Source organism: Polynucleobacter sp. es-GGE-1 (assembly GCF_018882005.1).
GTDB lineage: Bacteria > Pseudomonadota > Gammaproteobacteria > Burkholderiales > Burkholderiaceae > Polynucleobacter.
This window is the reverse complement of sequence record NZ_JACVPE010000004.1, coordinates 148,873-168,624: the sequence shown is the minus strand read 5'-3', so window position 1 is coordinate 168,624 and position 19,752 is coordinate 148,873. Positions and strand designations below refer to the sequence as shown.

At 47.5% G+C, this 19,752-nt stretch carries 22 protein-coding genes; 20 read left to right on the top strand and 2 right to left on the bottom strand.

Annotated features, from left to right (window positions below; translation table 11 throughout):
- The first annotated feature begins 218 nt into the window (after nt 1-218).
- The 3 genes from ICN35_RS04075 to sppA are packed head-to-tail and all read left to right on the top strand — an operon-like array spanning nt 219 to nt 2,903.
- Nucleotides 219-1,226 (top strand): RluA family pseudouridine synthase, encoded by a 1,008-nt coding sequence (locus ICN35_RS04075; RefSeq protein WP_216124473.1) that lies wholly within the window; start codon nt 219-221, stop codon nt 1,224-1,226.
- Nucleotides 1,227-1,253: 27 nt separating this feature from the next.
- A complete protein-coding gene (locus tag ICN35_RS04070; protein ID WP_216124472.1) occupies nt 1,254-1,928 on the top strand; it encodes an HAD-IA family hydrolase in 675 nt (224 codons plus the stop codon).
- 27 nt (nt 1,929-1,955) lie between these two features.
- Complete coding sequence (gene sppA, locus ICN35_RS04065) at nt 1,956-2,903, top strand: signal peptide peptidase SppA (RefSeq protein WP_215296411.1); 948 nt, start codon at nt 1,956-1,958, stop codon at nt 2,901-2,903.
- 38 nt (nt 2,904-2,941) lie between these two features.
- Here the strand turns inward: sppA and ICN35_RS04060 are convergent, their stop codons facing one another.
- Nucleotides 2,942-3,712, bottom strand: a complete 771-nt coding sequence (locus ICN35_RS04060; protein ID WP_216124471.1) for an SAM-dependent methyltransferase — start codon at nt 3,710-3,712, stop codon at nt 2,942-2,944.
- Between the two features lie 7 nt (nt 3,713-3,719).
- On the bottom strand, nt 3,720-4,328 hold the full coding sequence (locus ICN35_RS04055) for a Maf family nucleotide pyrophosphatase (RefSeq protein ID WP_216124470.1): 609 nt from the start codon (nt 4,326-4,328) through the stop codon (nt 3,720-3,722).
- 41 nt (nt 4,329-4,369) lie between these two features.
- Here ICN35_RS04055 and ICN35_RS04050 point away from each other — a divergent pair, with 41 nt between their 5' ends.
- From ICN35_RS04050 to nagZ, 17 genes are all read left to right on the top strand, one after another.
- Nucleotides 4,370-4,945, top strand: coding sequence for a DUF177 domain-containing protein (locus tag ICN35_RS04050; protein ID WP_216124469.1), 576 nt, complete (start codon nt 4,370-4,372; stop codon nt 4,943-4,945).
- Nucleotides 4,946-5,050: 105 nt separating this feature from the next.
- The gene (gene rpmF / locus ICN35_RS04045) at nt 5,051-5,230 is read left to right on the top strand and encodes a 50S ribosomal protein L32 (RefSeq protein ID WP_011902241.1); all 180 of its coding nucleotides are present in this window, start codon (nt 5,051-5,053) and stop codon (nt 5,228-5,230) included.
- 81 nt (nt 5,231-5,311) lie between these two features.
- Nucleotides 5,312-6,325, top strand: coding sequence for a phosphate acyltransferase PlsX (plsX, locus tag ICN35_RS04040; RefSeq protein WP_215319737.1), 1,014 nt, complete (start codon nt 5,312-5,314; stop codon nt 6,323-6,325).
- Complete coding sequence (locus tag ICN35_RS04035) at nt 6,322-7,308, top strand: beta-ketoacyl-ACP synthase III (RefSeq protein WP_215296416.1); 987 nt, start codon at nt 6,322-6,324, stop codon at nt 7,306-7,308. The genes plsX and ICN35_RS04035 overlap by 4 nt, the downstream gene beginning before the upstream one ends.
- Before the next feature lie 62 nt (nt 7,309-7,370).
- Entirely contained in the window at nt 7,371-8,306 is a 936-nt protein-coding gene (gene fabD, locus ICN35_RS04030; protein ID WP_216124468.1) for an ACP S-malonyltransferase, read from the top strand.
- A gap of 37 nt (nt 8,307-8,343) precedes the next feature.
- On the top strand, nt 8,344-9,087 hold the full coding sequence (fabG, locus tag ICN35_RS04025) for a 3-oxoacyl-ACP reductase FabG (RefSeq protein ID WP_216124467.1): 744 nt from the start codon (nt 8,344-8,346) through the stop codon (nt 9,085-9,087).
- A gap of 102 nt (nt 9,088-9,189) precedes the next feature.
- The gene (acpP, locus tag ICN35_RS04020; protein ID WP_028819177.1) at nt 9,190-9,429 is read left to right on the top strand and encodes an acyl carrier protein; all 240 of its coding nucleotides are present in this window, start codon (nt 9,190-9,192) and stop codon (nt 9,427-9,429) included.
- A gap of 21 nt (nt 9,430-9,450) precedes the next feature.
- Nucleotides 9,451-10,698 carry a beta-ketoacyl-ACP synthase II gene (fabF, locus tag ICN35_RS04015; RefSeq protein WP_216124466.1) on the top strand — a complete coding sequence of 416 codons (1,248 nt, stop codon included), beginning with the start codon at nt 9,451-9,453 and terminating at the stop codon, nt 10,696-10,698.
- Between the two features lie 50 nt (nt 10,699-10,748).
- Nucleotides 10,749-12,197: a DegQ family serine endoprotease gene (locus tag ICN35_RS04010; protein WP_216124464.1), complete on the top strand. Its 1,449-nt coding sequence runs from the start codon at nt 10,749-10,751 to the stop codon at nt 12,195-12,197.
- A 138-nt stretch (nt 12,198-12,335) separates the two neighbouring features.
- Nucleotides 12,336-14,141: a translation elongation factor 4 gene (gene lepA / locus ICN35_RS04005; RefSeq protein ID WP_216124462.1), complete on the top strand. Its 1,806-nt coding sequence runs from the start codon at nt 12,336-12,338 to the stop codon at nt 14,139-14,141.
- Nucleotides 14,141-14,947 (top strand): signal peptidase I, encoded by an 807-nt coding sequence (gene lepB, locus ICN35_RS04000; protein WP_216124460.1) that lies wholly within the window; start codon nt 14,141-14,143, stop codon nt 14,945-14,947. The genes lepA and lepB overlap by 1 nt, the downstream gene beginning before the upstream one ends.
- Before the next feature lie 6 nt (nt 14,948-14,953).
- A complete protein-coding gene (gene rnc / locus ICN35_RS03995; RefSeq protein ID WP_215296423.1) occupies nt 14,954-15,745 on the top strand; it encodes a ribonuclease III in 792 nt (263 codons plus the stop codon).
- Nucleotides 15,746-15,789: 44 nt separating this feature from the next.
- Entirely contained in the window at nt 15,790-16,683 is an 894-nt protein-coding gene (gene era / locus ICN35_RS03990; RefSeq protein ID WP_216860811.1) for a GTPase Era, read from the top strand.
- 6 nt (nt 16,684-16,689) lie between these two features.
- Nucleotides 16,690-17,424: a DNA repair protein RecO gene (gene recO, locus ICN35_RS03985; protein WP_215296425.1), complete on the top strand. Its 735-nt coding sequence runs from the start codon at nt 16,690-16,692 to the stop codon at nt 17,422-17,424.
- Nucleotides 17,425-17,436: 12 nt separating this feature from the next.
- Nucleotides 17,437-18,195: a pyridoxine 5'-phosphate synthase gene (pdxJ, locus tag ICN35_RS03980; protein ID WP_215296426.1), complete on the top strand. Its 759-nt coding sequence runs from the start codon at nt 17,437-17,439 to the stop codon at nt 18,193-18,195.
- A gap of 14 nt (nt 18,196-18,209) precedes the next feature.
- Nucleotides 18,210-18,602 (top strand): holo-ACP synthase, encoded by a 393-nt coding sequence (gene acpS / locus ICN35_RS03975; RefSeq protein ID WP_215296427.1) that lies wholly within the window; start codon nt 18,210-18,212, stop codon nt 18,600-18,602.
- Nucleotides 18,603-18,627: 25 nt separating this feature from the next.
- Nucleotides 18,628-19,704 carry a beta-N-acetylhexosaminidase gene (gene nagZ / locus ICN35_RS03970; protein ID WP_216124456.1) on the top strand — a complete coding sequence of 359 codons (1,077 nt, stop codon included), beginning with the start codon at nt 18,628-18,630 and terminating at the stop codon, nt 19,702-19,704.
- Nucleotides 19,705-19,752: the final 48 nt, after the last annotated feature.

Genomic DNA, 19,752 nt, shown 5'->3' with positions numbered 1-19,752 from the left:
TACGGCACACCAACCCTGCGCCTCATTACAACGGGGGAGGGGCAACCCCGGGAGTCTTTTAAAGGGCGACTCCAAGCTCCACGATTTAAACCTGACTTCAGGTTCTTATCGGGCCAATAAATTGGCTAGAGCGTTGATTATACGGCACAAGTTGAATGACAATGGGGTATTGTTGAGTCCCTTGTCGTCCTTGAGCGAGGCCGCAAGAGAGATAAATCATGAAACCCGACCCAGTATCCAAGCCTAAACCCGCCCCAACCCGCCCCGCGGCTGCAGTCCATTTGCAGACGATTGGTCCGGAAGAAGCAGGCCAGCGTTTGGACAACTATTTGCTACGCTGGGCCAAAGGGGTCCCCAAAAGCCACGTTTACCGCATTATTCGTTCGGGAGAAGTTCGGGTGAATAAAAAGCGGGCTGAGCCAACCACTCGCCTGATTGAAGGTGATGTCGTTCGAGTTCCGCCCGTCAGAATTGCTGAACCTTCCCAAATGGCAGCGGTCAATACCGCCCAGACCAAATCCCGTGCTCAGGGCTATTCCGACAAAATGCCGATTCTGTTTGAGGATGAAGCTCTATTAATAGTAGATAAGCCAGCTGGCTTAGCAGTTCATGGTGGATCTGGCATCGCCTTAGGTGTGATTGAGACCTTGCGCATTACCCGCCCTGAGTTGAAATTTCTAGAATTAGTGCATCGTCTCGATCGTGATACTTCCGGAGTGTTGCTCTTGGCAAAGAAACGCAGTGCTCTTGTAGAGTTGCATCGCCAAATTCGCGAAGGTCAAACGGATAAGCGTTATTACTTGCTCGCTCATGGTGAAATCCAGCAGGGTGCTCAAGTGATGCAGCTCAAATACCCGCTTCATAAATATTTATTAGCAAATGGCGAGCGGCGGGTGCGAGTTGATCCCGAAGGTTTGCCAAGTCACACTGCTTTACGTGTCAGCAAAACGATGAAGCGTGAGGATGCTGCGATTACTTTGGCTGAGGCTCAGTTAAAAACAGGGCGTACTCATCAAATCCGCGTGCATCTGCAGAAGTTGGGTCACGCTATTTTGGGTGACGATAAGTATGGCTTTGAAGATCGAGATAAGCTCATCAAATCCAAAAGACTCTATTTACATGCCCACTTAGCTGTTTTTACCCATCCTCGCACGGGCGAGAAGATGCGTGTCGAGTCGCCTCTACCGGCAGAGTTTGCCGCGATGATGAAGAATTTTGAACAGTAATATGAACAGAAGTAATGAGTAAAAAAGATGCCTGAAGAAAATAAGTCGGAGCGCCGATATGACCTGATTGTGTGGGATTGGGATGGAACCATCATGGATTCCACGCCAACCATCGTGCACTGCATTCAGCAGGCTTGTCGTGATTTGGGTTTTAAGGAACCCGATGACACATTGGCAAGTTCAGTGATTGGTTTAGGTATTCATGACTCACTACGTCGCGCAGTTCCTTGGATCGAGCCAGTGCACTTTCCAAAATTGACCGATCGTTTTCGCTATCACTATTTAGCAAAAGATCATGAACTCGATTTATTCGTAGGGATTCGTGAGCTCTTAGAAGAATTACGAGCAGATAACTATCTACTGGGAGTTGCCACTGGTAAATCTCGTGTTGGATTAGATCGATCCCTTCAGCATCATCAGATTGGGCACCTCTTTCATGAAACACGCACAGCTGACGAGTCCTTCTCTAAGCCGCACCCAGGAATGTTACTCGAGCTCTCTGATGTCACTCAAGTACCCACACGTCGCATGTTGATGATTGGCGACACCACACATGATTTAGATATGGCTACTAGCGCTGGAGTAGATGCTGTAGCAGTCACCTATGGTGCTCATCCTTTGGATATTTTAAAGACCTCACAGTCGTTAGCGCAGGTAGATGATGTTGCACAACTGTCACAATGGCTCAAGCAAAATCTGTAATTTAATAGGCAACACTGAGGAATCAAGATGGAAAATAATCCAAATCCAAACTGGGAACGTCAAGCGCTTGAGCACTTGCTCTTGGAGAATCTAAAAGAGACTCGTAAAGCGCGTCGCTGGAAGGCGGTACTTCGCATTCTGACTTTGGTGGCCATTATTGGTGTCGTCCTTTCAGTATTTGATTTTCATCTGCCTGGGCGCGGCATGGGTACTGAAAAACATACTGCGATGGTGACGCTAGAAGGTGAGATCTCATCTAGTTCGCTGGCTAATGCGATGGATATCAATTCATCTCTGGTATCTGCGTTTGAGAATGAGCACAGTGCAGGCGTGGTACTGCGTATTAATAGTCCCGGCGGTTCACCTGTGCAAGCAGGCATGATTAATGATGAGATTCATCGCCTACGTAAGCTATATCCAAACAAGCCCTTCTATGTAGTGGTTGAGGATATTTGTGCTTCAGGTGGCTACTATGTTGCGGTGGCTGCAGATCAAATCTTGGTAGATAAAGCCAGTTTGGTTGGCTCCATCGGCGTGATTATGGAAGGCTTTGGTTTCACAGGCTTGATGGATAAATTGGGCGTGACCCGTCGCATGATTACTTCGGGCTCTAATAAAGGAATGCTTGATCCTTTTAGTAAGGAAGATCCAAAGCAAGTGCAAATGGTCAGAACGATGATTGATGAGATTCATCAGCAATTTATTGCGGTAGTGAAAGAAGGTCGTGGCGCACGTTTAAAAGACGCACCAGATCTATTCTCGGGCCGTATCTGGAATGGTGAGCAGGCGGTAAAGCTTGGTTTGGTAGATGGTTACGGTACTGTCGATTCAGTAGCGCGCGATATCTTTAAGGCGCCTGATGTGCTCGATTACACCATGAAAGAAAACTTTGCGGAGCGTGTGGCTAAACGCTTTGGTGCTGAAGCGGGTGCCGCTGCTGGTAAAGCTTTAGTAAAGGCGCCAGATCTTAAATAAAAATAGAAAACTTCAGAACTTATAAAAGCTGAATCAATCTAGGCCAATAGTAGAAATACCGTTGGCCTATTTTGCAATGCGGCGCAGGCTTCTTCATTAGGATAGCGTTTTCGCCAGTCTGCAATTGACAGTGTTGTGATCATTTCAGATTTGAGGCTGAGATCAACACCAAGGCAAAGTAATGTTTGTGGTGCTAGTGAATTGATACAGGCCATCAGCATGGCAGTATTGCGATAAGGCGTCTCAATCCAAATTTGCGTTTCTTGTAATTTTCGAGATTCAACTTCTAGCTGTTTGAGCTTGGCGCTACGCTCATGAACGTCATGAGGCAAGTAACCCTGAAAAGTAAAGCGCTGACCATTCAGACCACTAGCCATAAGGCCCAGCAAGATAGAACTAGGTCCCACCAAGGGCTTTACTTGAGCACCTAATTTGTGGGCCGCAAGCACTAGTTCAGCGCCGGGATCAGCAACGCCCGGCACTCCAGCTTCGGACATCAGACCCATGTCATTGCCCGCAAGTAAGGGTTTTAATAAATCAGTAGGTTTTACTGACTCTCCATATTTTGCATTGCGTGCAGCGCCACGCCACTCACTCATTTGCATCTCTTGAATGCTGCAGGCTAGCGGTGAGATGCTATCAACGGCTTTCAAAAATGCGCGCGCAGTTTTTGCATCTTCCACAATCCAATGCTTCAGCTTGGCTGTGCAAGCAATCGTTTCACTTGGCAACACCCAAGGTATTTGCTCCGTGCGAGCATCATCACCCAAGGTGTTGGGAACCAAATAGAGTGTGCCGAGCTTTGCCATGAACCGATTAACTCTTGCCTGGAATCACAAAACCTGCATCACGCAACAAGCCTGTCAAAGCGATGAGTGGCAGACCGATTAGGGCGGTAGGGTCATCGCTCTGAATCGCCTCTAGAAGGCTGATGCCTAAGCCTTCAGACTTAGCACTACCGGCGCAGTCATAAGGTTCCTCTGCCAGCAAATAACTTTCTAATATTTCATCGGAGAGTTTACGAAACCTCACCTCAGTTGGAACACTTAAGGTGGTTTGTGAATCACCTTTCATTAAACACAGCGCTGTATGAAAGGTCACTGTTTGACCGCGCATGAGTTGGAGTTGTGCCATCGCCCGTTCAAAATTACCTGGTTTACCAATCGCTGCACCGCAGAGATCTGCCACTTGATCAGAGCCAATGACCCAAGCATGAGGATTTTGTTTGGCAACAGCTGCCGCTTTTGCCAGTGCAAGGCGCAGTGCTAAGTCGAGCGTGTTTTCACCGGTAAGGGGTGTTTCATCTACTTTAGGAGAGATCACCTCAAAGGGAATACGCAGGCGCTTTAAAAGCTCGCGGCGATACACCGAGGTGGATGCCAAGATGAGGGGGGGATTTTCGGGTGAATTTCTTTGGTTACTCATTGCTGCTGACTTTCGAAGATGCCTTGATTTAGACTGATGTCATGAATCGTAATCAAGTTTTACCTCAAGTCCAGTTATCTGCAGAACCTAATACTTTGAAGCGGGTGGATTTTTGTGCCCCCCAATCCTACAAAGGTGCTGGTTTTTTAAGCATCTCTGAGCTTCCCAGAGTGGCTGAGGAGGCGTCTACCGTAGTTTTGGGGGATGGCTTCCATTGGGACTTGGAGACGCATTTTGAGGATTCGCCAGGCAGCGAGCCTCGCCAAGTAATGGAGTTGGGCTTAAAAGGGCGGCTTCACCTAGTTTGCCAACGTTGTTTACAGGATTGCGCGGTGGATCTGGCGGAAAAGCGGCGTTTTTTGCTGGTTGCTACTGAGGCTGAGGCTGACGATTACCCCCTCGAAGACGAGGAGCAGGAGCCCTTGGTGATTAGTCAGCAATTTAACGTCTTGGAAACTATCGAGGATGAGGTTTTACTCTCTATCCCCTTGATTCCAAAGCACCCTGAGGGCTTCTGTGAGCCTCATGTATCGGTTTTTGGAGATGAGGATGGTGATGAGGTCGCAGATAAACCAGAAAACCCCTTTAACATATTGAAAAATATGAAGAAAAACTGAAAATAGGGTCTTCAGTTGGCCTGTTGTTTTCGGTATGCTTCATTGAAAAATCAAGCATTTAGGCGCTTTTCCATGCTAGAATATTGCCTTGCTTAGGAGTCCAATATGGCCGTTCAACAAAATAAAAAATCACCTTCCAAACGTGGCATGCACCGTGCGCACGACTTTTTGACCGCACCTGCTACGGCTGTTGAAGCCACAACTGGTGAGGCTCATTTGCGCCACCACATTTCACCTAACGGCTACTATCGTGGTCGTAAAGTTGTTAAAACTAAAAACGACTAATTTTTTAGTCTAAACAGATAGAAGCGGCTCATTTAAAGCCGCTTTTTTCTTAGAAACATTACTGCAGCAATCCATCAGTTTATGAGCGTTACTCTTGCTATCGATGCCATGGGCGGAGATCATGGAGTCGTCGTGACGGTTCCTGCCGCCTGCGATTTTCTAGAAAAACATGCTGATGCCAAGATTACCTTAGTGGGTGATCCAGAGTTGATCAAGCAAGTCTTGAGCAAATCTCCCAAAGCGCCAATGGAGCGCATTCAAATTGTTCCCGCGAGTGAAGTGGTGTTGATGGACGATCCCATCGAGGTTGCTTTACGTCGCAAAAAAGATTCATCGATGCGAGTTGCGATTGAGCAAGTAAAAGAAGGTCTTGCTGACGCAGTCATCTCCTCTGGCAACACTGGTGCATTGATGGCAATCTCTCGCTATATTCTAAAAACCCTTGAGGGTGTTGATCGTCCAGCGATTGCCACTGCCATCCCCAATGAATTAGGGCGTGGTACGACGATGCTCGATTTAGGCGCCAACGCTGACTGTGAGCCGATGCACTTGGTGCAATTTGCACAGATGGCCAATGTCATGGTTCAGGTAGTTGATGGCAAACAAAATCCCTCCATTGGTCTCCTGAATATCGGTGAAGAGGTGATTAAGGGCAATGATGTTGTTAAGCAAACGAGTGAGTTGCTGCGTCAGACGAATTTAAACTTTTACGGTAACGTAGAAGGGAATGATATTTTTAAAGGCACCACCGATATCGTGGTGTGCGATGGATTTGTAGGCAACGTAGTTCTGAAGGCTAGTGAAGGCTTGGCAAAAATGATGAGCGGCATGATTCGTGATGAATTCAATCGCTCTTTATTGACTAAGTTGATGGCCATTTGTGCCATGGTGCCACTGCTACGGGTGCGTAAGCGGGTTGATCATCGCCGCTATAACGGTGCTGTATTGTTGGGTCTTCGGGGTTGTGTGATTAAAAGCCATGGCTCTGCAGACCGTTTTGGATTTGGTTTTGCCTTAGATCGAGCATACGAAGCAGCTAAAAATCGCATGGTTGAACGTATTGCCGCAGCCTTTGTAGCGGAGACAAAAGCATGAGTATTTTTGCAAGAGTCGCTGGTACTGGAAGCTATCTTCCGGAGCAGCGTTTAACCAATCAAGATTTAGTGGAACGTTTGGCTAAATCTGGTTTAGAGACTAGCGATGAGTGGATTACCACTCGTAGCGGTATTTCTGCGCGTCACTTTGCTGCAGAAAATGAACTCACGAGCGATCTCGCAGTAAAAGCAGCGCAAGCGGCATTAAGCAGTGCTGGCATTACTTCAGCAGATTTAGACCTCATCATTTTGTCAACCTCAACTCCTGATCACTTGGGCGGCTTCCCCAGTACAGCTTGCGTTGTACAGGACAAATTGGGTGTCCACAGTAACTGCGCTGCATTTGATGTACAGGCAGTTTGCGCCGGTTTTACTTATGCCATCGCAACGGCAGATGCGTTTATTCGTTGTGGCTCCTATAAAAAAGTGTTGGTCATCGGTGCGGAAACTTTCTCACGCATTTTGGACTTTCAAGATCGCGGTACGTGTGTGTTGTTTGGTGATGGTGCTGGCGCAGTAGTGCTCGAAGCTTCAAGTGAGCCTGGCATTTTGTCGACTGCTTTACATGCCGATGGCAGTCAGCGTGATATTTTGTGTGTGCCTGGGCGTGCTGGTAACGGTGCAGTGCATGGCTCACCATTTATGACCATGGATGGTCAAGCGGTATTTAAATTGGCAGTCAAAGTTCTAGAGCAAGTGGCTCATGAAGTTTTAGAAAAGGCGCATCTTAAGCCTGAGCAAATTGATTGGTTAGTTCCTCACCAAGCCAATATCCGCATCATGGAAGGTACTGCCAAAAAGATGGGCATGTCGATGGATAAAGTGATTGTGACTGTGCATGAGCACGGTAACACTTCGGCAGCCTCTATCCCATTGGCCTTGGATGCTGGTGTGCGTTCCGGTCAAATTCAGCGTGGTCAACATCTCTTATTAGAAGGGGTTGGCGGTGGTTTTGCTTGGGGCGCGGTGGCCTTGAAGTATTGATGCCGTATTCATGCGCGTTAATCCGTATTCAATCTCTTTTCATTGTTTTGTAAATTAATCTCATGACATTTGCATTCGTATTCCCTGGACAGGGTTCTCAATCGGTAGGTATGCTCAATTCCATCGCTGAGCGTTCTGAAGTGCGTGCAACCTTGCAAGAGGCTTCTGAAGCTTTGGGTGAAGATGTTGCGAAGTTGATTGCTGAAGGTCCTGCAGAGGCGCTCTCATTAACTACCAATACCCAGCCTGTCATGTTGACTGCAGCGGTAGCCTTTTACCGTGCCTGGTTAGCGGCGGGAGGCCCTGCACCGAAGGTGATGGCAGGTCACAGCCTGGGCGAATACTCTGCATTAGTTGCTTCCGGCGTGATCTCATTTAAAGACGCAGTTCCCTTGGTACGTTTTCGTGCAGAAGCGATGCAATCTGCGGTCCCGGTCGGTACCGGTGGTATGGCAGCGATCCTTGGATTAGATGACGCAACAGTCATCCGGGTTTGCGCTGAAGCAAGCACTGCATCAGGTGGTGTAGTGGAGGCAGTCAATTTAAATGCACCCGGCCAAGTTGTGATTGCGGGTGCCAGCGCTGCCGTTACTAAAGCATGTGAATTACTTAAGGCTGCTGGTGCCAAGCGCGCCTTGCCACTCCCAGTGTCTGCACCATTTCATTCTTCGTTATTGCAACCAGCCTCTGAAAAGCTCAAAGGCTACTTGGTGAACATCGAATTTAAAGTGCCAACAATTGCTGTCATTAACAACGTCGATGTCGAAATCTTGAATGACCCAGCGGCGATTAAAGACGCCTTGGTACGTCAAGCAGCGAAACCAGTCCGTTGGCAAGAAACTATTCAAGCAATGGCCGCACAAGGAATTACTCAGGTAGTGGAGTGTGGTCCAGGCAAAGTATTGGCAGGGCTTACTAAGCGAATTCATGATCAGGTGACTGGGGTGCCAGTATTTGATGAAGCTAGCTTGAACGAAGTTCTAGTAAGTTTCAAATAAAACCATCGACTCAGTAAAAATCAAGCGAAAGACAAATATGAATCTCGACTTAAGCGGACAAATTGCCCTGGTGACTGGCGCCTCGCGCGGTATTGGTCAGGCGATTGCAGATGAGTTGATGAAGTGTGGCGCCAAGGTCATTGGAACTGCGACATCCAGTGATGGCGCTAAAGCAATTGATGCACGTTTAAAGCCTTCCGGTGGTGCTGGTTTGGTATTGAATGTAACTGCACCAAACGCTTGCGAAGAAATCATCGATCACATTGTGAAAGAGTATGGTGGCATCAATATTTTGGTGAACAACGCTGGCATTACTCGCGATAACTTAGCAATGCGGATGAAGCCTGAAGAGTGGGTTGATGTGATTGATACCAACTTAAGCTCAGTGTTCCGTTTATCTCAAGCTGTTTTACGTCCCATGATGAAGGCTCGTGGCGGCCGCATTATTAACATTACCTCGATCGTTGGTCACATGGGTAATGCTGGACAGGCTAATTACGCCGCAGCAAAATCCGGTGTTTCTGGCATGACTCGTGCCCTCGCTCGTGAAATCGGCAGTCGCAATATCACTGTGAACTGTGTGGCACCGGGATTTATTGATACCGATATGACGCGCGCTTTGAGCGAAGATCAGCAAAATGCCCTAAAAGTGAACATTCCTTTAGCTCGTTTGGGTAGCCCAGAAGATGTGGCCCAGGCAGTGGCATTTTTGGCCTCCCCAGCAGCTGGATACATTACTGGGAATACCCTACACGTCAATGGTGGACTCTATTTAGCCTAACGGCAAAGCAAGGATTTGGTCATTTTTGGGTGGTTTTGCTAATTAAGCCCGCCATGCTGATAAAATCCTTCCATCGTTTTTTTACAACCCTTGGGGGACTTAATGGATAACATCGAACAACGCGTTAAGAAAATCGTCGCTGAGCAATTGGGCGTCGCTGAAGGAGATATCAAGAATGAATCTTCTTTTGTGAATGACCTGGGCGCTGACTCTCTTGACACTGTTGAGCTGGTTATGGCTTTGGAAGATGAATTCGGCATCGAAATTCCTGATGAGGAAGCTGAAAAAATCACCACAGTGCAGCTCGCGATCGACTTCGCTAAATCAAAAGCTCAGGGTTAAATCCCTAGTTTAGGTATTACTGTGTCAGCATCAAATGGCCGACGCCGGGTTGTAGTTACCGGCCTTGGTCTTATTTCACCTGTTGGTAATTCAGTTGATGTAGCTTGGTCTAACTTGCTTGCCGGCAAATCAGGCATCGCCACGATCACCAAGTTTGACCACACTCCATTAAGCGTTCATTTCGCTGGAGAGGTGAAAGATTTCAATGTCGAAGAATACGTCTCTGCCAAAGAGGCACGCCATATGGATACCTTTATCCATTACGGTATCGCCGCTGGTACGCAGGCGATTCGCGACAGCGGTCTAGAAGTTAACGAACAAAACGCCGAACGCATTGGCGTGATGGTCGGCTCTGGTATTGGCGGACTGCCAATGATTGAGGAAACGGGTGCCGAGTTACTGGCCCGCGGTCCTCGTCGCATTTCACCATTCTTTGTTCCAGGTTCAATCATTAATATGATTTCTGGACACCTCAGCATTTTGTTTGGTCTGAAAGGTCCAAACGTGGCTGCTGTTACTGCCTGTACAACTGGCTTGCACAGCATTGGCTTAGCTGCGCGTTTGATTCAGTATGGCGATGCGGATGTCATGGTTGCCGGTGGCGCTGAATCCACCATCTCTGCTTTAGGTGTTGGTGGTTTTGCATCTGCAAGAGCCCTCTCCACTCGTAATGATGATCCTGCAACTGCATCACGACCTTGGGATAAAGACCGCGATGGTTTTGTCCTTGGCGAGGGTGCTGGCGTAGTTGTGCTGGAAGAGTATGAGCATGCCAAGGCTCGTGGCGCAAAAATTTATTGTGAACTGCTTGGTTTTGGTATGAGCGGTGATGCGTATCACATGACCGCTCCCAATATGGATGGTCCACGTCGTTGCATGGTTAATGCCTTACGTGATGCCGGTTTAAATCCAGACCAAATTCAGTACTTAAATGCTCATGGTACTTCTACGCCTTTAGGTGACAAGAATGAAACCGAAGCCATCAAAGCGGCTTTGGGCGATCATGCTAAGAAGGCGCTGATCAATTCCACCAAGTCAATGACTGGTCACCTTTTGGGTGGTGCCGGTGGCTTAGAGTCAGTTTTCACCATCCTGGCCCTCCATAACCATAAATCCCCACCCACTATTAATATCTTTAATCAAGATCCTGAGTGCGATTTGGACTACTGCGCCAATACCGCTAGGGATGTCAAGATTGATCATGCTGTTAAAAACAATTTCGGCTTTGGGGGTACTAACGGCACCTTGATTTTCGGCAAGTTGACCTAATATTCTCTTTATCTCCACTGTTGGTTTTCACCAAGTAGGTCTATAGCATTATGAAAAAGCACTTTATTGCGCTCCTGGCTATTTTGAGTCTGGGGCAGATGTCTTTTATGACACCGTCAATGGCTCAGAATCCTCGAGTCGCGATTCCTGATTTTGCCGACTTGGTTGAGCGCGCCAGCCCAGCAGTTGTCAATATTCGTACCACTGAAAAAGTCATGGTTCAGCAAGCTCAAGGCGGTATTCCCGGAATGCCAGAAGAACAAGCGGAATTCTTCCGCCGCTTTTTTGGTGTGCCGATGCCAGGAGTTCCTAACGGTCCTAAGCAGTCGCAGCCAAACTCCGGAAAGCCGCAAGAAGCAGATCGTGGCGTTGGTTCCGGTTTCATTATTGAATCCAATGGGTTGATTCTGACGAATGCGCACGTGGTTGAAGGTGCCACCACGATTTATGTCACCTTAACGGATAAGCGTGAGTTCAAGGCGAAATTATTGGGTATGGATAAACGTACCGATGTAGCGGTTGTCAAAATTGAAGCGCGTGATTTGCCAAGACTGCCTTTGGGTGATTCATCGAAGGTGCGAGTAGGCGAGTGGGTTCTTGCGATTGGCTCACCTTTCGGTTTGGAAAATACAGTAACTGCAGGCATTGTGTCTGCCAAGAGTCGTGATACGGGGGATTACTTACCCTTTATTCAAACTGACGTTGCCGTCAATCCCGGCAACTCTGGCGGCCCATTACTCAACACAGCCGGTCAAGTGATTGGCATCAACTCGCAGATCTTTAGTCGCTCTGGTGGTTATATGGGCATCTCTTTCGCCATTCCCATTGATGAAGCAATGCGAGTTGCAGATCAGTTACGAACTAACGGAAAAATGACTCGCGGTCGTATTGGTGTCGCCTTAAGTGAGATGACAAAAGACATTGCAGAGAGTTTGGGTTTAGGCAAACCTCGAGGTGCATACGTTCGTAACGTGGAGCCAAGTGGCCCAGCAGCAGCTGGTGGTATTGAAGCTGGCGACGTGGTTTTAAGTTTCAATGGACGTGAGATTGCTAAATCAACCGATTTGCCTCGAGTCGTGGGTGATACAAAACCTGGTAGCTCTGTTCCAGTACAAGTTTGGCGCAAGGGTGCAGCGCGCGAATTAACAGTGACAGTGGCTGACACTGAGTCTGCAAAAGCTGTTAATAAGAAATCTGATGCGCCAACTGCAGATAGCAACAGTACAAATGTCTTTGGGGTGGCTGTAATCGATTTATCGGATGCCAAAAAGAAGGATCTGAATCTGAAGGGTGGGGTAGAGGTCACTAGTCTAGGTGATGGCCCTCTAGCTAAGGCAGGGGTTCGACCAGGCGACGTCATTATTCGGGTGGCTGATACTGATATTACTGGGGTTAAGCAGTTTGAAGCACTGGTTAAAGCCCTGGATGCCAATAAGGCTGTTCCAGTCTTTATTCGCCGTGCAGATAGCACTTTGGTGCTTCCGGTAAAGCCAAAATAAGCCGTTTTTAGGCTAAAAAATAGGGTTCGGCGTCTTACGGGCGCCACCCATTACAATCCCCTTTAAGACGACTTTTTGCAGCGCATCATTGTGGTGCGTTCTGACAAGGCGTTTTCTTGAATGACTTTTTAAGACGCTATGGATTTAATCCGCAATTTTTCTATCATCGCCCATATCGATCACGGCAAATCTACGCTTGCTGATCGTATTATCCAAATTTGTGGCGGTCTCTCTGATCGAGAAATGGAAGCCCAGGTTCTCGATTCAATGGACATTGAGCGTGAGCGAGGTATCACAATCAAGGCCCAAACGGCTGCTCTAAATTACAAAGCCAAAGACGGCAAGATTTATAACCTCAACCTCATTGATACCCCAGGTCACGTTGACTTCTCATACGAGGTGAGTCGCTCTTTATCGGCTTGTGAAGGTGCTTTGCTGGTGGTAGATGCAAGTCAGGGCGTTGAGGCGCAAACAGTAGCAAACTGTTACACCGCAATTGAGTTAGGTGTTGAAGTGGTACCGGTGCTCAATAAGATTGATTTGCCGCAGGCAGACCCTGAACGCGCTATTCAAGAAATTGAAGATGTGATTGGTATTGATGCAACTGATGCAGTAACTTGTTCTGCCAAGACCGGGATGGGTGTGCATGAAGTCATTGAAGAAATGATTCGTCGCGTTCCGCCACCCAAGGGTGATGCGAGTGCACCATTGCAATGCTTGATCATTGACTCTTGGTTTGATAATTATGTTGGTGTGGTGATGTTAGTGCGTGTAGTTAATGGCACCTTAAAACCCAAAGATAAAATTACTTTAATGGCCCATGGCTCAACCCATTTAGTTGAACACGTGGGCGTCTTTAGTCCAAAGTCAGTAGATCGCCCTGAGCTGAGTGCTGGTCAAGTCGGTTTTATCATCGCTGGTATCAAAGAGCTTAAAGCTGCAAAAGTAGGTGATACGGTGACCCATGCTGTAGGCCAACAAGGCCGCACACCTGCTACTGAGCCATTACCTGGTTTCAAGGAAGTGAAGTCACAAGTATTTGCTGGCCTCTACCCAGTAGAGGCAAGTGAGTACGATCAATTGCGTGAGTCACTGGAGAAACTGAAATTAAACGATGCATCACTCCTGTATGAGCCAGAGGTTTCACAAGCTTTAGGTTTTGGATTCCGCTGCGGATTCTTGGGTTTGCTCCATATGGAAATCGTCCAAGAGCGCTTGGAGCGCCAGTACGGCATGAACTTGATTACGACTGCGCCAACCGTGGTGTATCAGGTGCAGCAATCTGACGGCACGATCTTGATGGTAGATAACCCATCTAAGATGCCCGAGACCAGCAAGGTCGATACGACCATGGAGCCGATTGTGACTGTCAATCTGTATATGCCACAGGAGTATGTAGGCTCAGTGATCACTCTATGCGTTGGCAAGCGCGGGATTCAGACGGGGATGAACTACTTAGGTCGTCAAGTGCAGCTCACTTATGAGTTGCCGATGGCTGAGATTGTGCTCGACTTCTTTGATCGTCTCAAATCAATCTCACGCGGTTATGCTTCGATGGATTATGAGTTCAAAGAATATCGCCCAGCCGATGTGGTCAAAGTGGATATCTTGATTAACGGTGATCGCGTAGATGCTTTGTCAGTCATTGTTCATAGAAGTAATAGTCAGCACCGCGGTCGTGAAGTGGTCTCCAAGATGCGCGGCATTATTCCGCGGCAGATGTTTGATGTAGCTATTCAGGCGGCGATTGGTAGCAATATCGTTGCGCGTGAAAACGTCAAGGCCTTACGGAAGAATGTTTTGGCGAAGTGCTACGGTGGTGACATTTCTCGTAAGCGCAAGTTATTAGAGAAGCAAAAAGAAGGTAAGAAACGCATGAAGCAAGTGGGTAACGTTGAGATTCCGCAAGAAGCTTTCTTGGCGATTTTGCAGGTGGAGGATTAATGAACTTCGCTCTGATTCTTTTCATTTTGGTAATTGTTTCTGGCATTGCTTGGATTGCTGACAGGGTCTACTTTGCACCACAAAGAAAAGCAGCCGGTATTGATCGCATGCCATTATGGCTCGAGTACACCGCAGGCTTTTTCCCAGTCATTTGTGCAGTATTTGTATTGCGCTCTTTTATTGTTGAGCCATTCAAGATCCCTTCTGGCTCCATGATTCCGACATTGCAGATCGGCGATTTCATATTGGTGAATAAATTTACGTATGGCATTCGTTTGCCGGTGATCAATCAAAAAGTTGTGGAGCTGGGCTCCCCTAAACGTGGGGATGTGGTGGTGTTCCGTTACCCTCGCGATGAGTCAGTGGACTATATCAAGCGAGTCGTTGCCTTGCCGGGTGATGTGATTGCTTATGAGGATAAGCGCTTAACGATTAATGGCCAGCCTTTGCAATACAGCGGCGGCGAAGCCTATCTAGATCCCGAAAATATGCGTTACGCCAAACGTTATACAGAAGCTTTCCCAGCAGATTTAGGTGGCAATCGTCATGAGATTTTGAATGACCCTGATCGTCCTGCAGGGGCATTCCCCGCAGAGCGTTTTCCGGGTGCAGAGTTTTGCCAATACCAACCATCTGGTCTGACCTGCAAGGTGCCTGCAGGGCATTACTTTGCGATGGGTGATAACCGCGATAACAGTGCTGACTCTCGTTATTGGGGTTTTGTGCCTGATAAGAATATTGTTGGCAGGGCATTTTTTGTCTGGCTTAACCTAGGTAATCTAGGTCGTATTGGTGGTTTTGAGTAGTCGATCATGAACGCGCGCGCCGTTATCGAAACCGCACCACTTCAAGAGCGTCTGGGGTATACCTTTAAAAAGCCCGAACTCTTAAATCAAGCCTTGACTCATCGTAGTCATAGCAAGAAAAATAATGAGCGCTTAGAGTTTTTGGGTGACTCCATTCTGAATTGCGTGGTTGCTGATTTACTGTATGAGCGTTATTCCGATTTAGATGAGGGTGACCTCTCACGTGTGCGTGCAAATTTAGTCAAACAGCAAGCTTTGTATGAGATTGCCCAAACACTATCTCTATCAGATTACCTTCGCTTGGGCGAGGGTGAGCTCAAGAGTGGTGGCTTTCGCCGTCCATCCATTCTGGCAGATACCTTAGAGGCAGTGACGGGCGCGATCTTTTTGGATGGCGGTTTTGAAGCGGCAAAAGCGTGTTTGCGCAAACTCTATTCAATTATTCTGACGCAGGTTGATCCCAAAACTTTAGGTAAAGATGACAAAACACTGTTGCAAGAGTGTTTGCAAAGTTACCAGTTACCTTTGCCAACTTATAACGTGACAGGCACTAGTGGCGCTGCACACAATCAGCAATTTGAGGTGGAGTGTGTCATACCAAGCCTCAAGGTCTCAGTAAAAGGTGAGGGTGCATCCCGCCGCGCTGCTGAGCAGTCAGCCGCTAAAACCGCTTTGCTGGGAGTCTTAAAAGCCTTGCCACAAGAATCTCGCAAGCCCAAGAAAACTCGGTCGGCTAAGAAAAAAGCAGCCAAGAAAGAAGCGACTGAAGAGCAGTTAAATCTTAAGCTGAAGGGCTAATCGTGTTTAGATGCGGCACTATCGCCATTGTTGGGCGTCCCAATATGGGTAAGTCAACCTTGCTCAACGCATTAGTTGGACAAAAGATCAGTATTACTTCACGTAAGGCGCAGACAACCCGTCATCGGATATTAGGTATTCAGAATCGCGAGGAAGCACAGTTCATTTTTATTGATACGCCTGGTTTCCAGACGCGTTTAATGAACACCCTTAATAAAGCATTGAATCGTACTGTTACTACCGCCTTACAAGATGTCAATGTCGCTTGCTTTGTAGTAGAGGCTGGTTACTTTGGCGAGGATGATAAAAAAGTATTAAAGCTGCTGCCAGATGATCTTCCAGTGCTGCTGGTCTTAAATAAATTGGACTTGTTCAATAGTCGCTTTCAGACTCCATCTGAGCGGGATCAAGCCTTGCTCAACTTTATGAAAGAGATGTCTAAACCTTGGTGTGAATTAGGTGGGCACGAAGATCAAAAGTGTGAGTTTGCAGAAATCGTACCCATGAGCGCAAAGAGTCCGGGAGATATTGAAAGACTGTTAGATGTGCTTGAGGGTTATTTGCCTCAGGCTGAGGCTGTATATGATGGTGACACCATTACTGATCGCAGTGAGCGCTTCTTAGCGGCAGAAATTTTGCGTGAAAAGGTTTTCCGTTTTACTGGCGAAGAGTTACCTTACACCTCTACCGTAGTAATCGATCAATTCAAGATGGATGGCAAGATGCGCCGGATTGCTGCCACCATTTTGGTAGATCGCGATAGCCATAAAGCCATGATCATTGGGCAAAAGGGTGAGCGGCTGAAGAAGATTTCTACCGATGCTCGCATTGATATGGAAAAGCTCTTTGATGGCAAAGTCTTTTTGGAGACTTGGGTCAAAGTGAAGCGTGGTTGGGCAGATGATCGCGCTGAATTGCGGGCACAGGGTCTGGAATAAGCTCCTATGGCCTCGATTCGTGTTGCTGACGAGCCTGCTTTTGTATTGCACAGCATTCCCTATAAAGAGACTAGCTTAATTCTGGATGTCTTCACGCGGCAACATGGCCGCATGGCACTGATTGCTAAAGGTGCTAAACGTCCTCATTCAACATTACGTCCTGTGTTGCAACGCTTTCAGCCATTACTGGTTTCTTGGAGTGGTAAGTCTGAATTGCGCACGCTTACCAAGTCTGAGTGGGTGGGGGGCATGCCTTCTTTAGTTGGCGATGCACTCCTCTGCGGTTTTTACCTCAATGAACTACTCGTGAAGTTTTTAGCTCGTGAAGATGAATACGAAAAGCTTTACGATCGCTATGCTGAAACCATCAATGCTCTATCGAATCTTGAGTTTGAGTCGAAGGGCTTAGAAGAAATTCTGCGTCCTTTTGAGTTATCGCTGCTTCAAGAGACGGGCTACGCGGCTGCCTTAGATCGTTGCGTTGAAACCAATCAAATACCTGATGCCCAAACCCACTATGTTTACCAGCCAGAGCGAGGTGTGCGTCCTACCCAAGGTGACGATCCAGGCCACTGGCCAGTATTGAAGGGTCAATCTTTATTGGCAATTGCTGCTGGGGACTTTTCTGCTCCAGAGACGCTCTCTGAAAGTAAGCAGCTCATGCGTTTCCTTTTGGGCTTGCACTTGCAAGATCAAGTCTTGACGACCCGTCAAATTTTGATTGATTTGAAGAAAATCTAGTAATCTATTGACATGACTTCTCCGCACGCCTTAGAACTGGGCATCAATATTGACCACGTTGCCACCTTACGCAATGCGCGTGGCACGGTATATCCAGATCCCCTCAAGGCGGCGCAATTAGCCGAGGAGGCTGGCGCGGATTTAATCACTTTGCATTTGCGAGAGGATCGCCGCCATATTAAAGATGCTGATTTATTAGCAATACGCCCGCTTATTAAAACTCGGATGAACCTAGAGTGTGCAGTGACCCCTGAAATGCTCGATATTGCTTGTAAGGTAAAGCCACACGATGTTTGTTTGGTGCCCGAGAAGCGTGAGGAGGTCACTACTGAAGGTGGCTTAGATGTATTAGGGAAATTTGATGCAGTGAAGGCTGCTACCAAGCAGTTACAAGACGCCGGTATTCGGGTTTCTCTATTTATCGATCCTGAAGAAAAGCAAATACAGGCAGCAAAAGACGTTGGTGCTACTGTAGTGGAGTTGCACACAGGGCGTTATGCAGATTTATCTGGTTCTGAACAAGCAGTAGAATTAGAGCGCATTCGAAAGGCTGCGCAGTTCGGCAAGAGCATTGGGCTCAGAGTCAATGCTGGCCATGGCTTGCATGAAGGCAATGTGATGCCCATAGCCGCTATTGCAGAATTATCCGAACTTAATATTGGCCATGCCATTGTGGCTGAGGCTTTATTTAAAGGTTGGCAAAATGCTATTGAGGATATGAAAGCCTTGATGGTAAGAGGTCGACATCAAGACCGTATCAAACCTCTCTGACTAGTAAACATTTGATGATCATCGGCATTGGTACTGACATTCTGCAGATTGGGCGCTTACAAGCTGCTTACGATCGTACTAATGGCCGCTTGGCAGAAAAGATTTTGGGTCCAGATGAGATGGCGGTCTTCAAACATCGTCTTGCCAGAAATCACAAACGCGGCATTGCATTTTTGGCCACCCGCTTTGCTGCTAAAGAGGCGTTCTCAAAAGCAATTGGTTTGGGAATGAGAATGCCAATGACTTGGCGCTCTCTCCAAACTTTAAATGAAGCTAGTGGGAAGCCAGTAACTAGTTATCTCGGGGCTTTGGCTCAATTTATGCAAGAGAAAAATTGGGAAGCTCACGTGACTGTGAGTGATGAGCAAGACATGGCAATTGCCCATGTCATCGTTACTCAGAAATAACTGAAGAATTTTTTAAGAGGAATACATGAGCAAAGCCACCATGAACCCCGGCCCAATTACCTTAGATGTGGTAGGTCAGGTCTTAAATGCGGAAGATCGCCGTAGGATCTTGCATCCTCTGACGGGTGGTGTGATTTTGTTTGGCAGGAACTTTGCTAATCGTCAGCAATTGAGTAAATTGACAGCTGATATCAAGAAATTACGGCCTGATGTCTTGATCTCGATTGACCATGAGGGTGGACGAGTACAGCGTTGCAAGACGGATGGTTTTACGCATCTTCCCGCAATGCGTAAGTTAGGCGAGCTTTGGGGTGCGAAAAGTAAATCAAGCCATGCCGCTGATTCTGCTGCGCTCGCCATGGCTGCCGCAACTGCCTGTGGATATGTATTGGCTGCAGAGCTTCGTGCGTGTGGTGTGGACTTTAGTTTTACCCCTGTCCTCGATTTGGATTTTGATCGCAGTGGTGTGATCGGTGATCGCTCATTCAGTCGTGATCCGCAAATCGTGTTTTCATTAGCCAAGAGTTTGAATGAAGGTTTACGGCTTGGTGGCATGGCCAACTGTGGCAAACACTTCCCAGGTCATGGCTGGGCAGAGGCAGACTCTCATGTAGCTATTCCAGTGGACGAGCGCTCACTTCAAGAAATTCTCAACGACGATACCAAGCCCTATGAGTGGCTGGACTTAAGTTTGGCCGCGGTGATGCCAGCCCATGTGATTTATTCGCAGGTGGATCAAAATCCTGCGGGCTTCTCAAAGATTTGGCTACATTCTATTCTTCGGCAAGAACTAGGATTTCAGGGGGTAATCTTTAGTGATGATCTTTCGATGGAGGGGGCGAGCGTTGCTGGATCAGTGGTGAAGGGGGCCGAAATGGCGCTAGACGCCGGTTGTGATGCCGTCTTAATTTGTAATCGCCCGGACTTAGCTGATCAGTTACTGAGCAAGCTAAAGGTTTCAAAGCAAAAACAAGCGGAGTCCGCTACCCGTTTGAATCGCTTGATGCCAGACTCGCTAGCCCTAGCGTGGGATGTGTTGCAAAAAGAAGCAGAGTATCAACATGCTAAGGGCTTGCTTAAGCAGTTCAAATTGATTACTTAAACCAAGTAGTAGTTAAGTAAAAAGCCCGGCATGCCGGGCTTTTGTTTG